The sequence below is a fragment of the Rubneribacter sp. genome, from assembly GCF_965361815.1.
Genome location: NZ_CBDTNW010000009.1, coordinates 1 through 17,671, shown reverse-complemented (window position 1 = coordinate 17,671; position 17,671 = coordinate 1). Strand labels below are relative to the sequence as shown.

Below are 17,671 nucleotides of genomic sequence, written 5' to 3'. Positions count from 1 at the left end.
CTCACGCCCCCGCCGTCGGCCGGATGACCAGGTTGTAGTAGGTCGCGGCCGCCAGCATGGCCGTTCCGGCTATCACGCAGGCCACGGCCCAAACGCGTTCGCGCTTGAGGTAAGCGGCCTTGTCCAGGCCCCGCTGCGCGGCCCGATGGGCCGCCATAGGCTGACTCACCACGGCGAAGGCCACCGTGCCCGCCGTCAACGTGACCAGCACGAACAAAGCAACCGCAACAGCGAGCGGCGTTCGCTCGGAAAACGCCGCGTAAAACGCGTTGTCGGCGAACAGCCACACGGGGTAGAACAGGATGGTCGCCCACATGCCGTGGGCGGGTCCCCAGATGGGAGGCAAAAACAGCGCGCCCACGTTGACGCGGGGAACGCCTTCCAAAAACTTCTCCTCGCGAGCTATCTGCTCGTCGGTCAATTCAGCCACAATTCGATGCCCTTCTTACCGGCGCAATGCTTTCCTGCCATTATAGACGAGGAAGGAAAGCGGGGCGCACAGGCTCCGCCGAACGGAACGGAGGCAACCATGGACATACTGGCGGTGGCAGGATCGCTGCGCCGGGGCAGCTACAACCTCCAGCTCGCGCAGGAGGCCGGAAGGGTTGTGGCGCGCACGCATCCGGACGTGGGCTTTTCCATCCTCGACTGGGCCGACGTCCCGCTGCTTGACGAGGACGCCGAGCATCCCGCCCCCGCGGCGGTTAAGCGCGTGCGAAAGGCCGTGCGGGACGCCGACGGGGTGTGGCTGTTCAGCCCGGAGTACAACCACGCGATACCCGGGGGCCTCAAGAACCTGCTCGATTGGCTCTCCAGGCCGGGGGACGCAGGCGAGCCGCCCGTCCTTGCCGGCAAGCCCGTCGCGCTTGCGGGCGCCAGCATAGGATCGAGCGGGGCGACCCACGCCCAAGACCAGCTGGTGGGCGTGCTGAGCTTTTTGGACGCCCGCATCATGAACAAGCCGCGCCTGAGCATCGCTCACGTGGGGACGCAGGCCGAAGACGGCGCGCTTTCCCTGTCCGCATCGGCGCCCTACCTAAAAGCCCAGGCCGACGCGTTCGTGCGGTTCGTCGAGCGCGCCCGCTGCCACTAGCGAAGCGGCCCCGCCGCCATGCGGCGAAAAAAGAGGAGGCTCGCTTTGAGCCCCCTCTTTCGTTTGGCGGAGTCGCTGAACGCGCGCTTACGCCTGCTTTCCGTGGCCGAGGTCGTCCTCGCCCACGATGGTGTGACGCTCGGGGTCGTAGACCAGGCCGCCGTGCTCCTTCCAGAAGAACATGAGCAGCGTCGGGGAGATGCCCTCGATGTTGGCCAGGTACATGTGGATGAGCATGAAGCAGATGAAGACGTACATCATGAAGTAGTGGATGATGCGCATCGACATAAGTCCGCCCACCAGCTCCGTTCCCGCGGCGAAGAACCCGAGGTCCATCGTGGGAACCCACAGGCACAGGCCCGTGTAGAACATCACGATGATGAGCAGCGGGATGGCCAGGTAGCTGATCTTCTGCGGAACGCCCAGCTTCGCCGACAGCGGGTGGTCCTTCTTCAGGAACAGGTAGTACTTGATCCACTGGATGCCCTGATGGCGGTTGTCGGCCTGCGGCAGCCACGTCTTGAAGTCCACGACCTGCTCGCGCGTGCCGCCGGTGGGCGACGACTTCACGAAGAAGGCCATGGCCACGCGGATGATGCAGTTGAGGAACAGCACGAATCCGCAGAACACGTGCAGGCCGCGCGCGACGCTCATGAAAAACGGCCAGAACGGGAAATGGATGCAGAAGCCCGTGACGATGAGCAGGATCATCGCAACCAGGTTGATCCAGTGCGTGATGACGAAGGGCAGCGGGTGCGCTTCGCGGTAGTGTGCCAAATGCGCCATGTTACTTCACCCCCCAGGGGCTCGTGACCGTCTCGAAGCTCTTGCCCGTCGCCGGCTCGGTGACATGGACGGCGCACGCCGTGCACGGGTCGAAGCTGTGGACCGTGCGCAGGGCGTTGATGGGCTTCTCCACATCTCCCACCGGAACGCCGATGAGCGCCTGCTCGAGCGGGCCAAGCTCGCCGTCTGCGTTGCGGGGAGCCAGGTTCCACGTGGACGGGATGATGATCTGGTAACCCGTGATCTTGCCGTCCTTGACTTCCTCGCTGTGGTAGAGCGCGCCACGGGGGGCCTCCCAGAAGCCCGTCCCCGCGCCGGTGATGGTCGCAGGCTCGCGGAAGTACTCGGAGTCGCCGCTCTTGACGGCCTCCACCAGCTCGGCCACCCATTCCTTCATGAGGCCGGCGATGTAGAGCGTCTCCACCTGGCGGACGGCGGTGCGGCCGAGCGTGGACTGGGCCACGCCGATCTGGCCCGGGGCGCCCAGCGCCTCCAGCAGGCCGTCCACCTCGTCCTTCACGAACGGCACGCCGCGCTTGTACGCGGCCAGGATGCGGGCCAGGCCGCCCGCCTCGTAGGGCTTGCCGTCGTAGGCCGGGCACTTGACCCAGGTGTAGCGGTCCTCCACGTCGTAGGAGGTGAACTCCGGCTCGGTGGTGAAGTACGGGGAGGTGTAGGTTTCGGAACCCTTGTACCAGGAGCGCCCCATGTACTCGGTGATGAGATTCTCCTGCACGTCGGACAGGCTGAGGTTGTCGTCCACTACGCCCATGGGCAGGTAGCGGTCGGCCAGCTCCATGCTCTGGTTCTCGAACACGCCCCAGGCGATGTAGCGGCCGCATCCCTTGCCCCAGGTGAGCGCGTCGGCGTAGTAGGGGGCGATGGCCAGCGTGTCGGGGATCATGGTGGCGGCCACCCAGTTGTAAAGCTCGTCGACCAGACCCTTCAGGTCGTCGAGCTTCTGGTCGGTGGGCACGAAGGCCGTGCCGCCGGGCACAAGCGTCATGACATGCGGCATCTTGCCGCCCAGGATGGCCGAGATCTGGGACGCCTTGGCCTGCATGGTGAGCGCCTCAAGGTAGTGCGCCGTGCAGATGAGGTCAAGCTCGGGCGGCAGCTGGTAGGCCGTGCCGTCCTCGGCGTCGAACCAGTTGCCCGAGAAGATGGACAGCTGGCCGTTGTCGGCAAAGTTCTTCAGGCGCTCCTTGAGCTGGCCGAAGTCGGAGTTGATGGAGGTGCCGGCGGCCTGGGCCAGGTCGTAGGCGTCCGCCACGTCGGCCGTGAGGGCGTTCAAGGGGTTCACGTAGTCGAGCGCCGCCAGGTTGTAGAACCACAGGATGTGGCTGTGCAAAAACTGCGCGCCCTCAAGCAGGTTGCGGATGATGCGCGCGTTGTTGGAGATGGTGATGCCGTAGGCCTTCTCGGTCGCGATGGCCGACGCATGGGCGTGCGAGACCGGGCACACGCCGCAGATGCGCTGCACGATCTGCGCGGCGTCTTCGGGCGTGCGGTTCTCGACGACCATCTCCATGCCGCGGAAGCAGCCGCCGGACACCCAGGCGTCGGAGACCTTGCCGTTCTCCACTTCCATCTCCACGCGCAGATGACCCTCAATGCGGGTGATCGGGTCGATGACTGAACGCGCCATGTAGGCTTACCTCCCTTCCTTGTCGTCGTCGTACTTGCCGATGGATTTGTCGGGATGCTTGGCATCCCAGCTGCGCACCTTCTCGAAGTCGGCGCCGCCGTCCATGCGGCCGGACACCTTCATGCCGAAGCCGTGGACCACAAGGGCCGCGGCCAGGATGCCGGTGATGCCGAGCGCGATGGTGCCGGGCTGGATCATCCAATCGCCGATGCGCAGGTCGCGATGGCGCTCGTAGAACGGGGTGTTGACCTCGACCCAGTTCTGGCCGGGGTCGTTCGGGTTGGCCTCGCAGCAGCCGATGCAGGGCGAGCCCGCCTGCACGCACCAGCTGCGGCGGTTGTTGTACAGGACCACACCGCAGTTGGCCTTCGTCTGCGGCCCGCGGCATCCAAGCGGGTAGAGGCAGTAGCCCTTGGCCTCCTCCTCGGAGCCGAACCTGTACACGAACTCGCCGTTCTCGAAGTGGCCGCGGCGCTCGCAGTTGTCGTGGACGGTCTGGCCGAAGATGCCGACCGGCTTGTTCTGACCGTCCAGCTCGGGCAGCGTGTTGTCCATGAGGACCACGTCCACCAGCACCGACACGAGCCATTCGGGGTTGGCCGGGCAGCCGGGGATGTTGATGACCGGAACGTCGGTGATGCCGGCCTTCTCCAGGTACTTCTCCACGCCGATCGCGCCGGAGGAATTCGGGTTGGCCCCCATCCAGCCGCCGTTGACGGCGCAGGATCCCAAGGCGACCACCGCGTTGGCGTTGGCCGCGGCCTCCACCAAATGCTCGGTGCCGGGCATGTCGGCCACGCGCAGCGCCTGGCCGCCCCAGCCCTCCAGCACGGCGCCCTCGTAGATGAGGATGTAGTTGCCCGCCTCGATGGTCTGTGCCTTCGCCTCCTCCATGGAGTGGCCGGCCGCTGCGGAGAGGGTCTCGGAGTAGTTGAGCGAGATCATCTCCAGCACGATGGACGCCGGGTCCGGAGCCTCCACTTGGGCGAACGCTTCGGTGCATCCCGTGCACGAAGCGCCCTCTATCCAGATGACCGGGTACAGGTTGCCCTTCGTCGTGCCGATCACGGACTTCTCGAGGGCCTGCGCCACCTTCGGAGCGGCCAGTTCGGACAAGCCGGCCGCCACGGCGATGGTGCCGCAGAGCTTCATGAAGTCTCGCCGGCTGACCCCTCGGGCCGCGAGCATGTCCTGAAACTCGGTACGGCAAGCCTCATTTCCCATGTGCACACCTCCTCAGGTGCTTCTCGTCTTGCTGACATCTGACTGTGTATTTTCCACGACGGTCCATCTGAAACCGAGAAGACGCGCGCGAGCGCAACATTTGACCCGCAAATGGTACGAAAATGTTACGGCTGTCCGAATCCGTAACAAATCTTATGCACCTATCAGGGCCTTTTGCACGATTTCATGCAGTTTTGGCCCGAATTTCGGGGTCGCTATGCAAACCGTTCGCCGCAAGAAAGCAACCGGCAACCGCAGGACGCGGTCCCGCCCTTTCTCGTCGCGTGCCTCTTCTCCCGTCGCAAAACGGGTATGATAGCACACGACATGCAAGCAGCGCCTAAGAACCAGAAGGATTCGACCATGACCCCGACCCAAACCTCCTTCGCCTACCTCGGCCCCGCCGGCACCTACTCCGACGAGGCCACGCGCGCCTTCGCCACGCGCCTTGGCATCGATGATCCCACTCTTGTGGAATGCGCCTCGTTCGACGAGGTGTTCGACTGCGTCGACCGCGGCAAGTGCGAGTACGGCGTGGTGGCCAAGGAGAACTCGCTTGAGGGGCCGGTGACGGCCACGCTTGACAACTTCGCCTTCAAAAGCTCGGCTGTCATCTTGGGCGAGGAGGTGGTCGACATCCACCACTGCCTGGTGACGCATCCCGACGCGCGCCTGGAGGACGTGACCACCGTCGCCTCGCACGCCCAGGGGCTTGCGCAATGCCGCCGCTTCCTTTTGGAGAACCTGCCGGGGCGCGCCACCGTCACCACCTCGTCCACGGCCGAGAGCGCGCGCTTGGCCGCCGAGGATGCGCACGTGGCCGGCATCGCGAACGCCTTCGCGGCGAAGCTGCACGGCGCGTGCGTCCGCGCGCGCGACATCGAGGACCACTGCGGCAACCAAACCTCCTTCGCCCTCATCGGCCGCCAAGGGCACGAGCCGGTGCTCTCGGGCGGCGAGCGCAAGACGTCGCTCGCCTTGTTCCTGCAGGCGGACCGCGCAGGGTCGCTCAACATGATCCTCTCGGAGCTTGCCTACGCCAACATCAACCTCACCATGATCCAGTCGCGCCCCACCAAGCAGTCGCTTGGCGATTACATGTTCTTCGTGGAGTTCAAGGAGGACGTGACCTCGCTGCCCGTGCAGACCGCGCTCAACTGCCTGCGCCTGAAGCTGCGCGAGGTGAAGGTGCTCGGCAGCTACCCGGTCGTCTGACCTGCGGGCAGGGTCCCCGGGGAGGAGGGCTGGGCAAGACCGCCGCTTTGCTCCCAGGATCTGGCTCAACCCTCCTCCTCGGGGACCTCTCGCTGTTTCGACCGCAGGGCAGCGCCTCGCTGGCGACGTTAAACCTGGAAGCTAGAAGGCTATGACGCCGAGGTGCTCGAGGAGGATCTTCGTGCCGATGAGGATGAGCACGACGCCGCCCGCCACGCCGGCCGCCTGCTCGTAGCGCGCGCCGAAACGGTACCCCGCGGCCACGCCGACAAGCGACAGGAAAAACGCGGTGGCGCCGATGAGCGCCACGGAAAACGCGATGTCCACGCGCAAAAACGCGAAGGTGATGCCCACGGCCAGCGCGTCGATGCTCGTGGCCACGGCCAGCATGGCCAGCTCGCGCACGTCGAGCCTGCCGTCGACCGGGCACGCCAGGTCCTCGGGGTCGTCCCCGCGCAGGGCGTCCCGCAGCATCTTGGCGCCGATGAACGCCAAAAGCCCGAACGCTATCCAGTGGTCCACCGGCGTGATGAGCGATTCGAACTGCGTGCCGAGCGCCCATCCGAGAAAGGGCATGAGCGCCTGGAAGCCGCCGAAGAACAGCGCGATCACCAGCGCCTGGCGCGCATCGAGCCGCTTCATGCCGAGGCCCTTGCACACCGCCACGGCGAACGCGTCCATGGACAACCCCACCGCGATCAAGAACAGCTCAGCGAATCCCATGACGTTCCTCTCGTCTCCCCGAACATGAAAAAAGCCGACGCGGCGCGCCGGCACGGGAACACGGTGCGACGCTGCATCGCACCGCGGGTCTTGCCGTTTCAGGACGCGCCAGCCTCACAGCGGCAAGGCAGCGTGTTGACGCGTCCGCGCCCTCCGGGCGCCGGCTACTCCCCCACGGGATGAGGGCATTCTACCACAGCGCGCCGCTCAGGCGACGAAGGAATCGCCCTCGCGGCGGAAGAATCCCTCGGACACGAGGTCGGAGACGATGGATTCGAACAGGGCCGCATCCACCCCGTCGCGGCCGGCGGCGCGCTCGGCCGCATCCAGGCGCCGCGCCAGCTCGTCGGCGCCGATGCCGGGCTCGGCCAGCACGATGCGCACAAGCTCGGCGCGCTTCTGGCGCCGCGACCCCTCGAACGCCGACTGGCGCGCGTGGTGCGCGCTGCGCCGCGAGGGGTTGGGCACCGCCGACTTGAGGTGGGCGCCGTAGTCGAGCAGCGCGTAGTACCACGCCCGGGCATCGTCCTTTGGGCACGTGGCGGCCACAAGCGGGACCAGCTCGCGGTCCCGCACGCCCTCGCGGCCGGGGAACAGCTCGTGCAGGAACACCGTGCGCACGTTGGTCTCCAGGTAGACGCCGGGGCGGTTGAGCGCGAAGGCCATCACGCCCGCCGCCGTGGCCGGCCCTATGCCGGGCAGCGCCATAAGCCCCTCGTGCGTGTCGGGAAGCCGGCCGCCGCAAGCCGCGCACGCCTCGCAGGCGCGCTTGAGCGCGAGCGCGCGGCGGTTGTAGCCAAGCCCCTGCCACTGCGAAAGCACGTCGGACGTCGAAGCCGCCGCCAGCGCGTCTGCCGTGGGAAACGTCGCCATCCACCGGCCCCAGTGCTTGAGCACGCGGGCCACCTGCGTCTGCTGCAGCATGACCTCGGACACGAGCACGGCATAAGGGTCGTCCAGGTTGCGCCACGGCAGATCGCGGTAGAGGCGGGCCCCCTCCGCGCGCACCTTGGCCGCGAACTCGCCGGCGGAAGGGGCGTCGGAGGGCCAGGCGCCCTCCCCGGCCCTCCCCGCTAGCACGACGGGCGTCCCCCTTCGGCTCCGGGAACCTTTTCGGAGAGGCATGCGGAGGAGACGGAGCAGCATTCGGCCGCGCAGGACCCGGCCCCCGACGCCGCAGAGGAGCCGACGCTGGCGCCGCGGGCCAAGGCGGCCTCTATCACGGGATGCGAAGCCCCCTGCTCGATGAGGTCCTTCAGGGTGATGGAGGCGAAGTACTCGTGGAGCAGCGCGTCAGCGCCCCTCCACAGCTTGTTGTAGGCGCACCCCCCCTGCCGCTCGCAGTACTCGGGATCGAGCACGCACACCGCCACGCTCACCGGACCCTGGATGGCCTCCAGCACTTCGAGCAGCGTGGTGCGCTCGGGATCGCAGTTGAGCGTCAGGCCGCCATGGGCGCCGCGCACCGTCTTGATGAGCCCGCCCTTCACCAGGTCGTGCTGGATGCTGCGGGCGAACGCGTAAGGAATGCCCTCCTCCTCGGCTATATCGGATACCGACACGTACCCTTCGCCGTTGCGGTAGGCGGCGCGCAGTATCCTGCACGCGTAGTCGCAGCGTCGCGTGATGTCCATCGGTTACTCTTCCCCTTTCAGCAAATCTTCCAAATGATCGAGATCCTCTCGGAACCCTTTGACCACCGCGTCCTCGAGCGCGCGGTACTCCGCGGAATCGAGCGGCTGGTAGGCAGCCAGCTTGTCGAACAGGTTGCCGGCCGTCACCGGCAGGTAGCGCCGCGCGACGAGGCTGGCCTTGTACGCCTCCTCCACCGCCTCCCGCGCCGCCATGTACAGATCGTAGCGGGGCATCTGCGCCGAGTAGCGGACAAGGTCGTCTTGCGCCACGCCGCGAAGCGACGGATGGTCGCGCGCTATCTCCATCCAGATGTCGGCCCGCTCGGAGGCCGTGGGATAATCTATGTCGATGACGGACAGGGGCTCCAGCAGATCGTAGAAGAACGGATCCACCTCGCCCGCCTCGGAGGCGGACGCCAAAACGAACACGTCGGGGTTCTCCACCGCCGAGCGGATGAGGCTGATGGCCTCCCGCGCGCCGCGCGAGAGGCTGGCCAGGAGAAGCCCGCCCAGATCGTCCGGCGAAGGCTCGGTCACCGGGGACACCCACAAGTCCAGGTCCTCGAGCAATAGCACGCCGGCGCCTTCGAAGGCGTTCTTCGACGCGTTGAGCGCCGGCTGGCGGTCGGCTTGGGCCATGACGCACAGAACCGGCAAGCCCTGCAGGTTCTCCTCCATGCGCATGCGCAAGGCGGGCAGGCCCAGCTCGCCTAGCGTGGCGGCCATGAAGCGGTTGGCGTCCTCGCGCGCGGGCGAGCGGAACAGCAGGGCGTCGGCGGCCGGCATGCGGTCCAGGCCGTGGCGCGCGTTGAGCTGGGCGACAAGCTCCTGGAAGCCGGCGTCGGCCTGCATGCCCACGCCGAAGTCGCGCATGATGGCCACAGCCTGATCGTATCCCGCCAGGTCGCGGTACGTGATGCGCTCGAGCGTGGAGGAAGGGGAAGCGGCAGGCGCGCCCCCCTTCTCCAAGGCTGCAGGCGCCTCGCCCTCCGCAGGGGCGCCCGCCGGCCCCGCGGCGGCCGGCTCCGGCGCGGCCGAAGGCGGGGCGGGTTCGGGCCGACGGCGCGCCGACGGCGCCGTGAGGTGCTCCACCTTCATCAGGTGGGAGCCCTCAAGCCCTAAGAAATCCTGGGAGATGAGGTCGGTCATGTCCTCCAAGTCCTCACGGGACAGCCCGAACTCCTCCAGCTTGTCAAGCGCCAGATCCTGCAGCTGCTCGGCGCAGGCGACCGTCTCCTCCGACGACAGGTAGGGTTCCAGGCGCTCGAACACGTATTCGGCGATCGAGCGCTCCTTGAGCGAGCACGCCAGGCTCCACGCCTGCTTCAATCCGTTGAGGGCGGCCTCGTCGGGAACGCCGCCGTCGGGCCGCTGGGCCCGCTCGAACGCCGCCAGGTACAGATGCATCCCCAGCACCGCGTTGCCGGCCGCGCACGCTTGGGCGGCGCGGCTCAGGTACTCGTCGGCCGGGCTTCCGTATTCGTCGTTGTGGCTGGGCGAAGCGTTCGCATCGTTCTCGAGCATAAACCCAACCTCCTTTGCCTCCGGTGTCAGCACGTTGCACACAAAATGTCTATATTCAGGTGGCATTTTACCCGATGAGGACCCCCTGCGCCTAGAGCGCGCCCAAAAAACCCAAAGTTGTAACGATGCGGTGGTTTTCGGCGCGCGTCCAGGCGATGGCGCGGCCCGCCTAAGTCGAAAGGGGCTACCAGTCGAGCACCTCCCAGCCCCGGGCGCGGGCCGTCCGCGCGAGGGGCCGGTCCGGCGACACCGCGAACGGCCGCTCGGCCGCGTCCAAGACGGCACGGTCGGAGTGGTGGTCGCCGTAGGCGAAGGCGATCCTCCAGTTCCCCGGGCCAAAGCGCGCGTCGCCGAAGCGGCGCACGGCGGCGAGCTTCTCCTCCCCCTCCACGGGAAGGCCCTCCACCTCGCGCGTGTAGGTGCCGTCGGGGGCCGTCCGCATACGCGTGGACACCTGGCACTCGAAGGGGTGGCGCTCCATGGCGCGCAGGATGATGGGTTCGAACGTGGCCGACACCACGAGCACCACATCGCCCGCCTCGGCATGGGCGCGCATGGCCGCGTCGGCTTGGGGCCGGAACAGAGGCGCTATGCGCTCGTCGTAGAAATCCGACAGAAACGCGTCCACCTCGCAGGCGGGACGGCCCTCGAACGCCGTGAACACAAGACCGCGCACCCAGCTCTCGTTCTGCGGCAGGCGCAGCTTGTAGGCCGCGGCCCACAGAAGGATGCGGGACACCACGCGCTTCTTGAGCATCTTGCGCTTCATCAGATGGCTCACCAGCAGCACGGGCGAATTGCCCGCGATGCTGGTGCCGTCGAAGTCGAACACGGCGAGCCGCACCGGCTCCCCCGACGCGGCCCGTCCGCGCCCGTTGGTCAGTCCGTCCCCTTCGTGGGACATGCGCCGCCACCTCATCCCGTCCAAGCGGGGCCGCCGCGCCCCGCGCGTCAGCCCTGCGCCTCGTCCATCGTCTCCGTAAATTGCGAATTATACAACTCCGCGTAGAAACCGCCAAGCGCAAGCAGCTCCCCGTGCGCGCCCTGCTCCACGATGTCGCCGTCCCGCATGACCAAGATGAGGTCGGCGTTTTTGATGGTGGACAGGCGGTGCGCGATGACGAACGAGGTGCGCCCGGCCATGAGGTTGTCCATGGCCTTTTGGATGCGCTCCTCGGTGCGCGTGTCCACCGAGCTTGTGGCCTCGTCCAAGATGAGCATGCGACGGTCGGCCAAGATGGCGCGCGCGATGGTGAGAAGCTGGCGCTGGCCTTGGCTGATGTTGCCGGCGTCCTCGTTGATCTCGGTGTCGTAGCCTTGCGGCAGCGTCTGGACGAAGTGGTGGACGTAGGCCGCCTTGGCCGCCGCCTCCACCTCCTCGTCGGTGGCATCGAGCCTGCCGTAGCGGATGTTGTCGCGGATGGTGCCGCTGAACAGCCACGTGTCCTGCAGCACCATGCCGAACAGCGAGCGCACGTCGTCGCGCGCGAAATCGCGGATGTCCGTGCCGCCGATCTTGATGGAGCCCGACTGCACGTCGTAAAAGCGCATGAGCAGCTTCACCATGGTGGTCTTGCCCGCGCCCGTCGGCCCCACGATGGCGACGGTCTGGCCCTTTGACACGCGCGCCGAGAAGTCCTTGATGACCGGCTTCTCGGGATCGTAGCCGAAGCGCACGCGGTCGAACTCCACGCAGCACTCCACGTCGGCGACGCGCGCGCTCGCGCGGTCGGGCTTTTCCTCGAGCTCCTCGAGGAAGGCGAAGATGCGCTCGGCCGCGGCGGCCATCTGCTGCAAGACGTTGGACACCTGCGCGAGCTGCGTGATGGGCTGCGTGAAGTTCTTCACGTACTGGACGAACGCCTGGATGTCGCCCACCGTGATGGTTCCCTGCACGGCCAGGAAGCTGCCCGTGACGGCCACCGCCACATACCCCAGGTTGCCCACGAAGCCCATGACGGGCTGCATGAGGCCGGATATGAACTGCGATTTCCAAGCCGACTCGCGCAGGCGCGCGTTCGTCTCGGCGAAGCGCTCCACCGTGCCGTCCTCGCGGTTGAAGGCGCGCACGACGGCATGGCCCGAAAACGTCTCCTCCACCAGGCCGTTGATCTCGCCGAGCGTGTTTTGCTGGGCCAGGAAGAACTTCTGCGAGCGCTTCACCACCACCGCGACCAGCGCTGCGGAGACAGGCAGGACCACAACCGCGATCAGCGTCATGAGCGGGTTGATGGACAGCATCATGGCGAGCACGCCCGCAACGGTGGCCGTCGAGGTGATGAGCTGCGTCACGCCTTGGTTGAGGCTTTGGCCGAGCGTGTCCACGTCGTTGGTGATGCGCGAGAGCACGTCTCCGGTGCTCGTGCGCTCGAAGTAGCCCATGGGCATGCGGTCGATCTTCTCGGCGATGCTCCTTCGCAGCTCGTAGCACGTGCGCTGCGACACCGACGACATGATCCAGCCCTGCGCGAACGAGCACGCCGCCGACAGCAGGTACAGCCCGAGCGTGATCGCAAGGATGCGCGCGACGGCGTCGAAGTCGATGCCGCCCGTTCCCCCGACCTTGGCCACGATGCCGTCGAACAGCTCGGTGGTGGCCGTGGACAGCACCTTGGGCCCCACTATGTTGAACGCCGTCGACCCGAGGGCGAACGCGAGCACCGCCGCGATAGCCGCCTTGAAGCGCCCCATGAAGGCGACGAGCTTGCCGACGGTGCCCTTGAAGTCCTTGGGCTTCTCGCCCGGCGCCATGCGCCCGCCGGGCCCATGGCCGCCCATAGGCCCGCGGCGCGGCGCCGGGGAGGAGGGCCGCTCCTGCGCGCTCATGCCTCGCCACCCCCTCCCAGCTCGGCCTCCGAAAGCTGCGACATCGCGATCTCCCGGTACTCCCCGCAGGTGCGCAGAAGCTCCTCGTGCGTGCCCTGGCCGACGACGCGCCCCTCGTCGAGCACGACGATCTTGTCGGCGTGCAGCACGGTGGAGATGCGCTGCGCCACGATGACGACGGTCTTGCCGGACAGGCGCGCGTGCAGCTCGCGTCGCAGGGCCGCGTCGGTTTTGTAGTCGAGCGCCGAGAAGCTGTCGTCGAAAAGGTAGGCCCGGGCCTGCGTCGCCAGCGCGCGGGCGATGGCGAGGCGCTGGCGCTGGCCGCCCGACACGTTCGTGCCGCCCTGGGACACCGGATACGCCAGGCCCTCCTCCTTCGAGGCCACGAACTCGGCGGCCTGGGCGATGCCCACGGCCTCCTTCACGCGCGAGGGCGGCATGTCCTCGTCGGCGTAGGCCACGTTCGACTCGATGGTGCCGCTGAACAGGAACGCCTGCTGGGGCACGTAGCCCAGCTGGGAGCGCAGCGCGCGCTGCGAAAGCTCGCGCACGTCCACGCCGTCGATGGCGACCGAGCCTTCCGTCGCGTCGTAGAAGCGCTCGACGAGCTTCAAAACCGTGGACTTGCCCGACCCGGTGGACCCGACGATGGCCGTGGTCTTGCCGGGTTCGGCCGTGAAGTCCACATGCTCGAGCACGCACTCGCTCGAATCGCCGTACTTGAAGCTCACGTCGCGAAACGCGATGGCCGCCCCGCCCGTCCGCGCCGCAAGCTCGGCGTCGCGGGCGCGGGCGGGGTCCGGATCGCAGATGCTCGGAGCGGCTTGCAGCACCTCGTCCACGCGCTGCGCGGCCACGTCGGCGCGCGGCAGCATGATGGAGATCATGCCGATCATGAGAAAGCTCATGATGATGACCATGGAGTAGGTGATGAACGCTATGAGGTCGCCGGTCTGGATGGCGCCCGCGTCGATGGAGTGGCCGCCCACCCACACGATGAGGACCGACACGCCGTTCATGACGAGCATCATGAGCGGCATCATGAACGTCATGACGCGGTTCGTGAACAGCTGCGTGCGCATGAGGCGCGTGCTGGCCTTATCGAAACGCTCCTCCTCGTAGGGCTGGCGGTCGAACGCCCGGATGACGGGCAGGCCCGTGAGCATCTCGCGCGACACGAGGTTCACGCGGTCGATGAGCTTCTGCATGACCTTGAACTTGGGCATGGCCACCTTCATGAGCACGGCCACGAGCACGCCGAGCACCGCCACCGCCAGCACGATGACCCAGCTCATGGACAGATTGGTGCGCGACACCATGACGATGCCGCCGATGGCCAGGATGAGAGCGTAGAGCACCATGCGCAAAAGCATGACGACCACCATCTGGATGAGCTGGACGTCGTTGGTGCCGCGCGTGATGAGCGAGGCGGCCGAGAACCGCTGTATCTCGGCGTCGGAAAATCCCACCACCTGGCTGAACAGCTTGGCGCGCAAAGTCGCCCCCACCTTCGCGGCCGTGCGCGAGGCGACAAGGCTCACGAGCACGGCCGCGGCCATGCCGAGGGCGGCCAGGCCGAGCATGGTCAGCCCCACGCGGACGAGGTAGGACATCCGCATATCCGACAGGTTGTAGCCGAGCCGTTCGTACTCCGCCAGGGCGGCGGCGACAGCCTGCTGCCCCACAAGGGAGTCGCCGCCTGCGCCCAGCCCCTCCTTGGCCTCGTCCAGCATGTCGATGACCTGGTCCTTCGAGACCTCGTCGGCCTGATATGCCCACAAGGCCCCGTCAAGATCCAAATCGGGGGTCCTGTCGGAGAAATGGACGGCCGCAAGCGGCAGCGCCATCATGCGGTCGAGCGCGTCGATGTCTTTTTTCCCCCGGTCGTTGAGGCGGTAGGTGCCCTCGGGGGTTTCGTCGTAGGCGTCGCGAAACGCCTGCTCGTCGTCTTCGGGCAGCATCATGGCCACGAGGTCGTGGGTGCGGGCCGTCATCTCCTCGACCGCGGCGTGCTCCACGCCGGACTGCTGGATGCCCACGTCCACGATCTTCGACGTGTAGTCGGGCAGCGCCAGCTCGGCGGCCGCCTGCACCACGAGCAGGCACGCGATGAGCGCCACCGCGAGCTTGCAGCCCCCGAGGTAGCGGATTATGCGCACGGGCCCTCGCCTCCTTTCCCGCGAAGGTCCGAGGCGGGGCCTTCCGACGGCGTTCGTCTACGACGCGCGCCTTGCGCGCGCCGGCGTTCGCGTCCGCCGTGCGCAAGGCGACCAGGAGACAAACCTTACCATTTTTCGCCTTCTTCGGCCCGAAACGCCCGGTTCGACACAGAACCTGCATCGGAAAGGCGCAAAAGCGCAAGACGGGCTGCAAGGGCCGACGCGGCGGCGAGGACGAGCCATCCGACGGCGCAGGCCGCATCGTCGCCGGCATCGGCGAGCCTTCCCAAAGCCGCCCCGGCAACAGGGCGCCCCGACGGCGCGCGGAGGGCCGCTTCGGGCCGCTCCAAGCCGCTTCGGACCTCGCCGGACCCCACGGTGACCGTCGCCTCGTCCGAGACGGCGAAACGCCCGGTCGCGCTCGTCACGACGGCGCGATAGACCCGCGTCCCCTCCGCGGACGAGTCGACCTCCAGGAAAAATGACAAGGCGCCCTCCACGCGATCGAACCCGCCCTGCTCGTTTTTGACGAACCATTGGCAGGTCAGCAGCTCGTCGGTGCCCGGCGTCGCGTCCTCCACCGTCGCCCGCACCTTAAGCGGAGCCGTCTTCTCGCCCCGGGCGCAAACGATAGACGCGGGCTGCTCCGTGATCACGGGGTCGACGAAGCTTGCGGCGTAGAGCAGCGGGGCCCTCAGCCGCCCGGACGCCTCGCCGCCCGCCTTTTCGGCCGCAGGATCGGGCGGAACGTAGTCGCTCGGGACGAACGCCGACGAGGAGTCCGAAGAGCGCAGATGATTGCGCAATTCGTCCAACAGCCCCTTCACCTTGGCCCAAGACCGCTCGGTCACCACCTTGAAGGCGGCGTTCGCAAGCTCCGCGCGCCCGTCGGCAGGGGTGCTGCGCATCAGCGCGTCCACAACCTCGTGCTGGGCGATGATGGATGCCTGCAGCGCGTCAAGGTACCCGCGCACGCCGTCGGCCGCGACGCCGCGGTTGTTGCTCGCAAGCGTGTTGATGTCCATCATGACGTAGTCGAGGTTTCGTCCGGGTTCCTCCCGCATGGCCGCCTCGATGGAATCGACCCCGGGATCCCCCTGATGGGCGCCGTCCACCTTGTCCCAAGGCGGATAGAAGCCGGCATCGACCTCGGTCAGGAGCGCCGAGTAAACCGGCAGGTGCACGCCGAACTCGGCGCGCGAGAGCGCCTGCCACTGGATGGTGGCGATGTCGGGGGAAAGCCCGGGGCGGATCTGGAACATGTGGGACTCGACCGTCCGATCGTTGCCGATGGCGTACAGGGCGGGGTTCAGATTCGCATTCAAACCGTCGGTTTGCTCGCCCCGGGCCGCCAAGGATCGCAGCACCGAGAAAACGTCGGGCGCGAACCCGGGAACGAACAGGAGCCGGGGATCGGAAACGGAGGTTGCCGCGCCGTCCTCGCCCACCGCGTAGTCGACGCCTGCGGTCAGCGGGCTGCCGAAGTAGGCCCTGCCCTGCACGTAGCGCGTCGCCTTGCCCGGATCGGGATCGGCCCTGCCGTAGGTCGAGGCGATGTCGGGCGAGCCGTCGTCGAAGGTTTTGAGGATGCCGGCGCGCTGCGGCAGGCCGACCACGTCGGCGGAATGCAGGCACGCGGCCGCATCGTCCACATCAACCCGAAACCGCAAGTTGCCCATGTTGGGGTTCACCGACGCATGCGCGTCGTCCATCTTGAGGGCAAGCCACTGGCGGCCGGAGAGCTGCATGAACACCCACGCCTCCTCGCTGTCCGCGACAACGATCTGGTTGAGGCCCTCCGAACCCTTCTCGTCCACGATCCTGCCGAGCCTCTCCACCCCGTCGCGCGCCGAGGACGCCGTGGAGAGCACCACGTCGGCGAGGTTGTATTCGCCTATGCCGGTTTTGACGAGCGGATCGAGCGCGGCCATCTCGTCGTTGCAGTCGGTGGTGAGCGTGGCGGAAACCGACACGCCCTTCTCGTTGACGCCGGCTTCGGAATAGGCCTTCGCGGCCACCGGGTCGTCTTGGGCTTCCCATGCGCTCGGAAGGTCGCGGACGTACGTGTAGCGGTAGGAGGCGCCGCGATAGGTCCACTCGAACCCCGTGTCTGGCCTGCTGTCGTTCTCGTACGACCGAAACGCCGGGTCCACCTCGCGGTCCTGGACGCCGAACGCCTTCGCATGGCGCGGCTTGTAGTCCTCGGCGCGCCCGACGTAAAGCTCCCCGGCGGCGGTGAGGCCCTTTCCCACGTACACCTGCGTGCATGCAAGCGCGCCGCCAGGCGCCGCCGACAGCAGGGCGGCGAGCGCGCATCCTGCGACCATTCTGGAGAACCTGCGAAGCGCCATGCGTCCGTCCTTTCCTCGAAGCGGATCCGAAGGGCCCGCCCCATCGCCAAGCACCGGCCCAAGCACCGACGTCAACCGCACATGATACGAGGGAAGGCGCCGGATGCGATGGGAGGGGCCAAACGGACGGGGCCGCATGGGGAAAACGTTTCGTTCGACGCGCCGGGAAGGCCGCGCGGCCGGAGCCTCTCTGTTAAACCAGCGTTGACATGAACCAGTGTTTGCCGAATCTCGGGCCGGGCCTTCCCTGGTCGGGCGCCGGACAAGGCCCTCCCCGCCTGACGGGTGGGGTTTTGCCCGGCGAACCGGCCTGGCCTATGTCAATCCTGGTTTAACAGAGAGACCGGCCCGAAGTGGCACGGATCGCGTCTTGTGCATAGGTTTTTCTGCTCGAAGCGGCCGCACTGCGTCTTCTCGACGGGAAAACGCCAGGTCGCGAACCCCCGTCGAGAGCCTCCACCTCCTGAATCTATGCACAAAACGCGTTT

14 protein-coding genes are annotated in these 17,671 nt (G+C 67.1%); 2 read left to right on the top strand and 12 right to left on the bottom strand.

Annotated features, from left to right (window positions below; translation table 11 throughout):
- Window position 1: 1 nt before the first annotated feature.
- Window positions 2-430: a viscotoxin-A3 gene (locus ACWKY3_RS00540; protein WP_449314471.1), complete on the bottom strand. Its 429-nt coding sequence runs from the start codon at window positions 428-430 to the stop codon at window positions 2-4.
- A gap of 99 nt (window positions 431-529) precedes the next feature.
- Between ACWKY3_RS00540 and ACWKY3_RS00535 the strand changes: the two genes are divergently transcribed.
- Window positions 530-1,093: an NADPH-dependent FMN reductase gene (locus ACWKY3_RS00535; RefSeq protein ID WP_449314470.1), complete on the top strand. Its 564-nt coding sequence runs from the start codon at window positions 530-532 to the stop codon at window positions 1,091-1,093.
- Between the two features lie 87 nt (window positions 1,094-1,180).
- On the opposite strand, the gene ACWKY3_RS00530 is transcribed toward ACWKY3_RS00535, so the two are convergent.
- Genes ACWKY3_RS00530 through ACWKY3_RS00520 form a run of 3 tightly spaced genes read right to left on the bottom strand, consistent with a single transcriptional unit; the run spans window position 1,181 to window position 4,751 of the window.
- Window positions 1,181-1,879, bottom strand: a complete 699-nt coding sequence (locus ACWKY3_RS00530; RefSeq protein ID WP_449314469.1) for a cytochrome b/b6 domain-containing protein — start codon at window positions 1,877-1,879, stop codon at window positions 1,181-1,183.
- 1 nt (window position 1,880) lies between these two features.
- Entirely contained in the window at window positions 1,881-3,527 is a 1,647-nt protein-coding gene (locus ACWKY3_RS00525; protein WP_449314468.1) for a nickel-dependent hydrogenase large subunit, read from the bottom strand.
- 6 nt (window positions 3,528-3,533) lie between these two features.
- Window positions 3,534-4,751, bottom strand: coding sequence for a hydrogenase small subunit (locus ACWKY3_RS00520; protein ID WP_449314467.1), 1,218 nt, complete (start codon window positions 4,749-4,751; stop codon window positions 3,534-3,536).
- Window positions 4,752-5,114: 363 nt separating this feature from the next.
- Here ACWKY3_RS00520 and pheA point away from each other — a divergent pair, with 363 nt between their 5' ends.
- Window positions 5,115-5,966, top strand: coding sequence for a prephenate dehydratase (gene pheA, locus ACWKY3_RS00515; protein ID WP_449314466.1), 852 nt, complete (start codon window positions 5,115-5,117; stop codon window positions 5,964-5,966).
- Between the two features lie 141 nt (window positions 5,967-6,107).
- On the opposite strand, the gene ACWKY3_RS00510 is transcribed toward pheA, so the two are convergent.
- From ACWKY3_RS00510 to ACWKY3_RS00475, 8 genes are all read right to left on the bottom strand, one after another.
- Entirely contained in the window at window positions 6,108-6,689 is a 582-nt protein-coding gene (locus ACWKY3_RS00510; protein ID WP_449314465.1) for a manganese efflux pump MntP, read from the bottom strand.
- A gap of 207 nt (window positions 6,690-6,896) precedes the next feature.
- On the bottom strand, window positions 6,897-7,769 hold the full coding sequence (locus ACWKY3_RS00505; RefSeq protein ID WP_449314464.1) for an adenine glycosylase: 873 nt from the start codon (window positions 7,767-7,769) through the stop codon (window positions 6,897-6,899).
- Window positions 7,763-8,323, bottom strand: coding sequence for an RrF2 family transcriptional regulator (locus ACWKY3_RS00500; RefSeq protein WP_449314463.1), 561 nt, complete (start codon window positions 8,321-8,323; stop codon window positions 7,763-7,765). Before ACWKY3_RS00500 ends, ACWKY3_RS00505 begins: the two co-directional genes overlap by 7 nt.
- A 3-nt stretch (window positions 8,324-8,326) precedes the next feature.
- Entirely contained in the window at window positions 8,327-9,847 is a 1,521-nt protein-coding gene (locus tag ACWKY3_RS00495) for a ribonucleotide reductase subunit alpha (RefSeq protein ID WP_449314462.1), read from the bottom strand.
- 184 nt (window positions 9,848-10,031) lie between these two features.
- Window positions 10,032-10,751, bottom strand: a complete 720-nt coding sequence (locus ACWKY3_RS00490; RefSeq protein WP_449314461.1) for an HAD family hydrolase — start codon at window positions 10,749-10,751, stop codon at window positions 10,032-10,034.
- Window positions 10,752-10,798: 47 nt separating this feature from the next.
- A complete protein-coding gene (locus ACWKY3_RS00485; RefSeq protein ID WP_449314460.1) occupies window positions 10,799-12,673 on the bottom strand; it encodes an ABC transporter ATP-binding protein in 1,875 nt (624 codons plus the stop codon).
- Window positions 12,670-14,832, bottom strand: a complete 2,163-nt coding sequence (locus ACWKY3_RS00480; protein ID WP_449314459.1) for an ABC transporter ATP-binding protein — start codon at window positions 14,830-14,832, stop codon at window positions 12,670-12,672. The genes ACWKY3_RS00485 and ACWKY3_RS00480 overlap by 4 nt, the downstream gene beginning before the upstream one ends.
- 125 nt (window positions 14,833-14,957) lie before the next feature.
- Entirely contained in the window at window positions 14,958-17,183 is a 2,226-nt protein-coding gene (locus tag ACWKY3_RS00475) for a C69 family dipeptidase (protein ID WP_449314458.1), read from the bottom strand.
- Window positions 17,184-17,671 lie beyond the last annotated feature (488 nt).

Coding starts and splice junctions, on each gene's coding strand:
- ACWKY3_RS00495 (WP_449314462.1), bottom strand. CDS start 9,847: ATGCTCGAGAACGATGCGAACGCTTCGCCCAGCCACAACGACGAATAC.
- ACWKY3_RS00520 (WP_449314467.1), bottom strand. CDS start 4,751: ATGGGAAATGAGGCTTGCCGTACCGAGTTTCAGGACATGCTCGCGGCC.
- ACWKY3_RS00485 (WP_449314460.1), bottom strand. CDS start 12,673: ATGAGCGCGCAGGAGCGGCCCTCCTCCCCGGCGCCGCGCCGCGGGCCT.
- ACWKY3_RS00500 (WP_449314463.1), bottom strand. CDS start 8,323: ATGGACATCACGCGACGCTGCGACTACGCGTGCAGGATACTGCGCGCC.
- ACWKY3_RS00525 (WP_449314468.1), bottom strand. CDS start 3,527: ATGGCGCGTTCAGTCATCGACCCGATCACCCGCATTGAGGGTCATCTG.
- ACWKY3_RS00535 (WP_449314470.1), top strand. CDS start 530: ATGGACATACTGGCGGTGGCAGGATCGCTGCGCCGGGGCAGCTACAAC.
- ACWKY3_RS00475 (WP_449314458.1), bottom strand. CDS start 17,183: ATGGCGCTTCGCAGGTTCTCCAGAATGGTCGCAGGATGCGCGCTCGCC.
- ACWKY3_RS00510 (WP_449314465.1), bottom strand. CDS start 6,689: ATGGGATTCGCTGAGCTGTTCTTGATCGCGGTGGGGTTGTCCATGGAC.
- pheA (WP_449314466.1), top strand. CDS start 5,115: ATGACCCCGACCCAAACCTCCTTCGCCTACCTCGGCCCCGCCGGCACC.
- ACWKY3_RS00490 (WP_449314461.1), bottom strand. CDS start 10,751: ATGTCCCACGAAGGGGACGGACTGACCAACGGGCGCGGACGGGCCGCG.
- ACWKY3_RS00530 (WP_449314469.1), bottom strand. CDS start 1,879: ATGGCGCATTTGGCACACTACCGCGAAGCGCACCCGCTGCCCTTCGTC.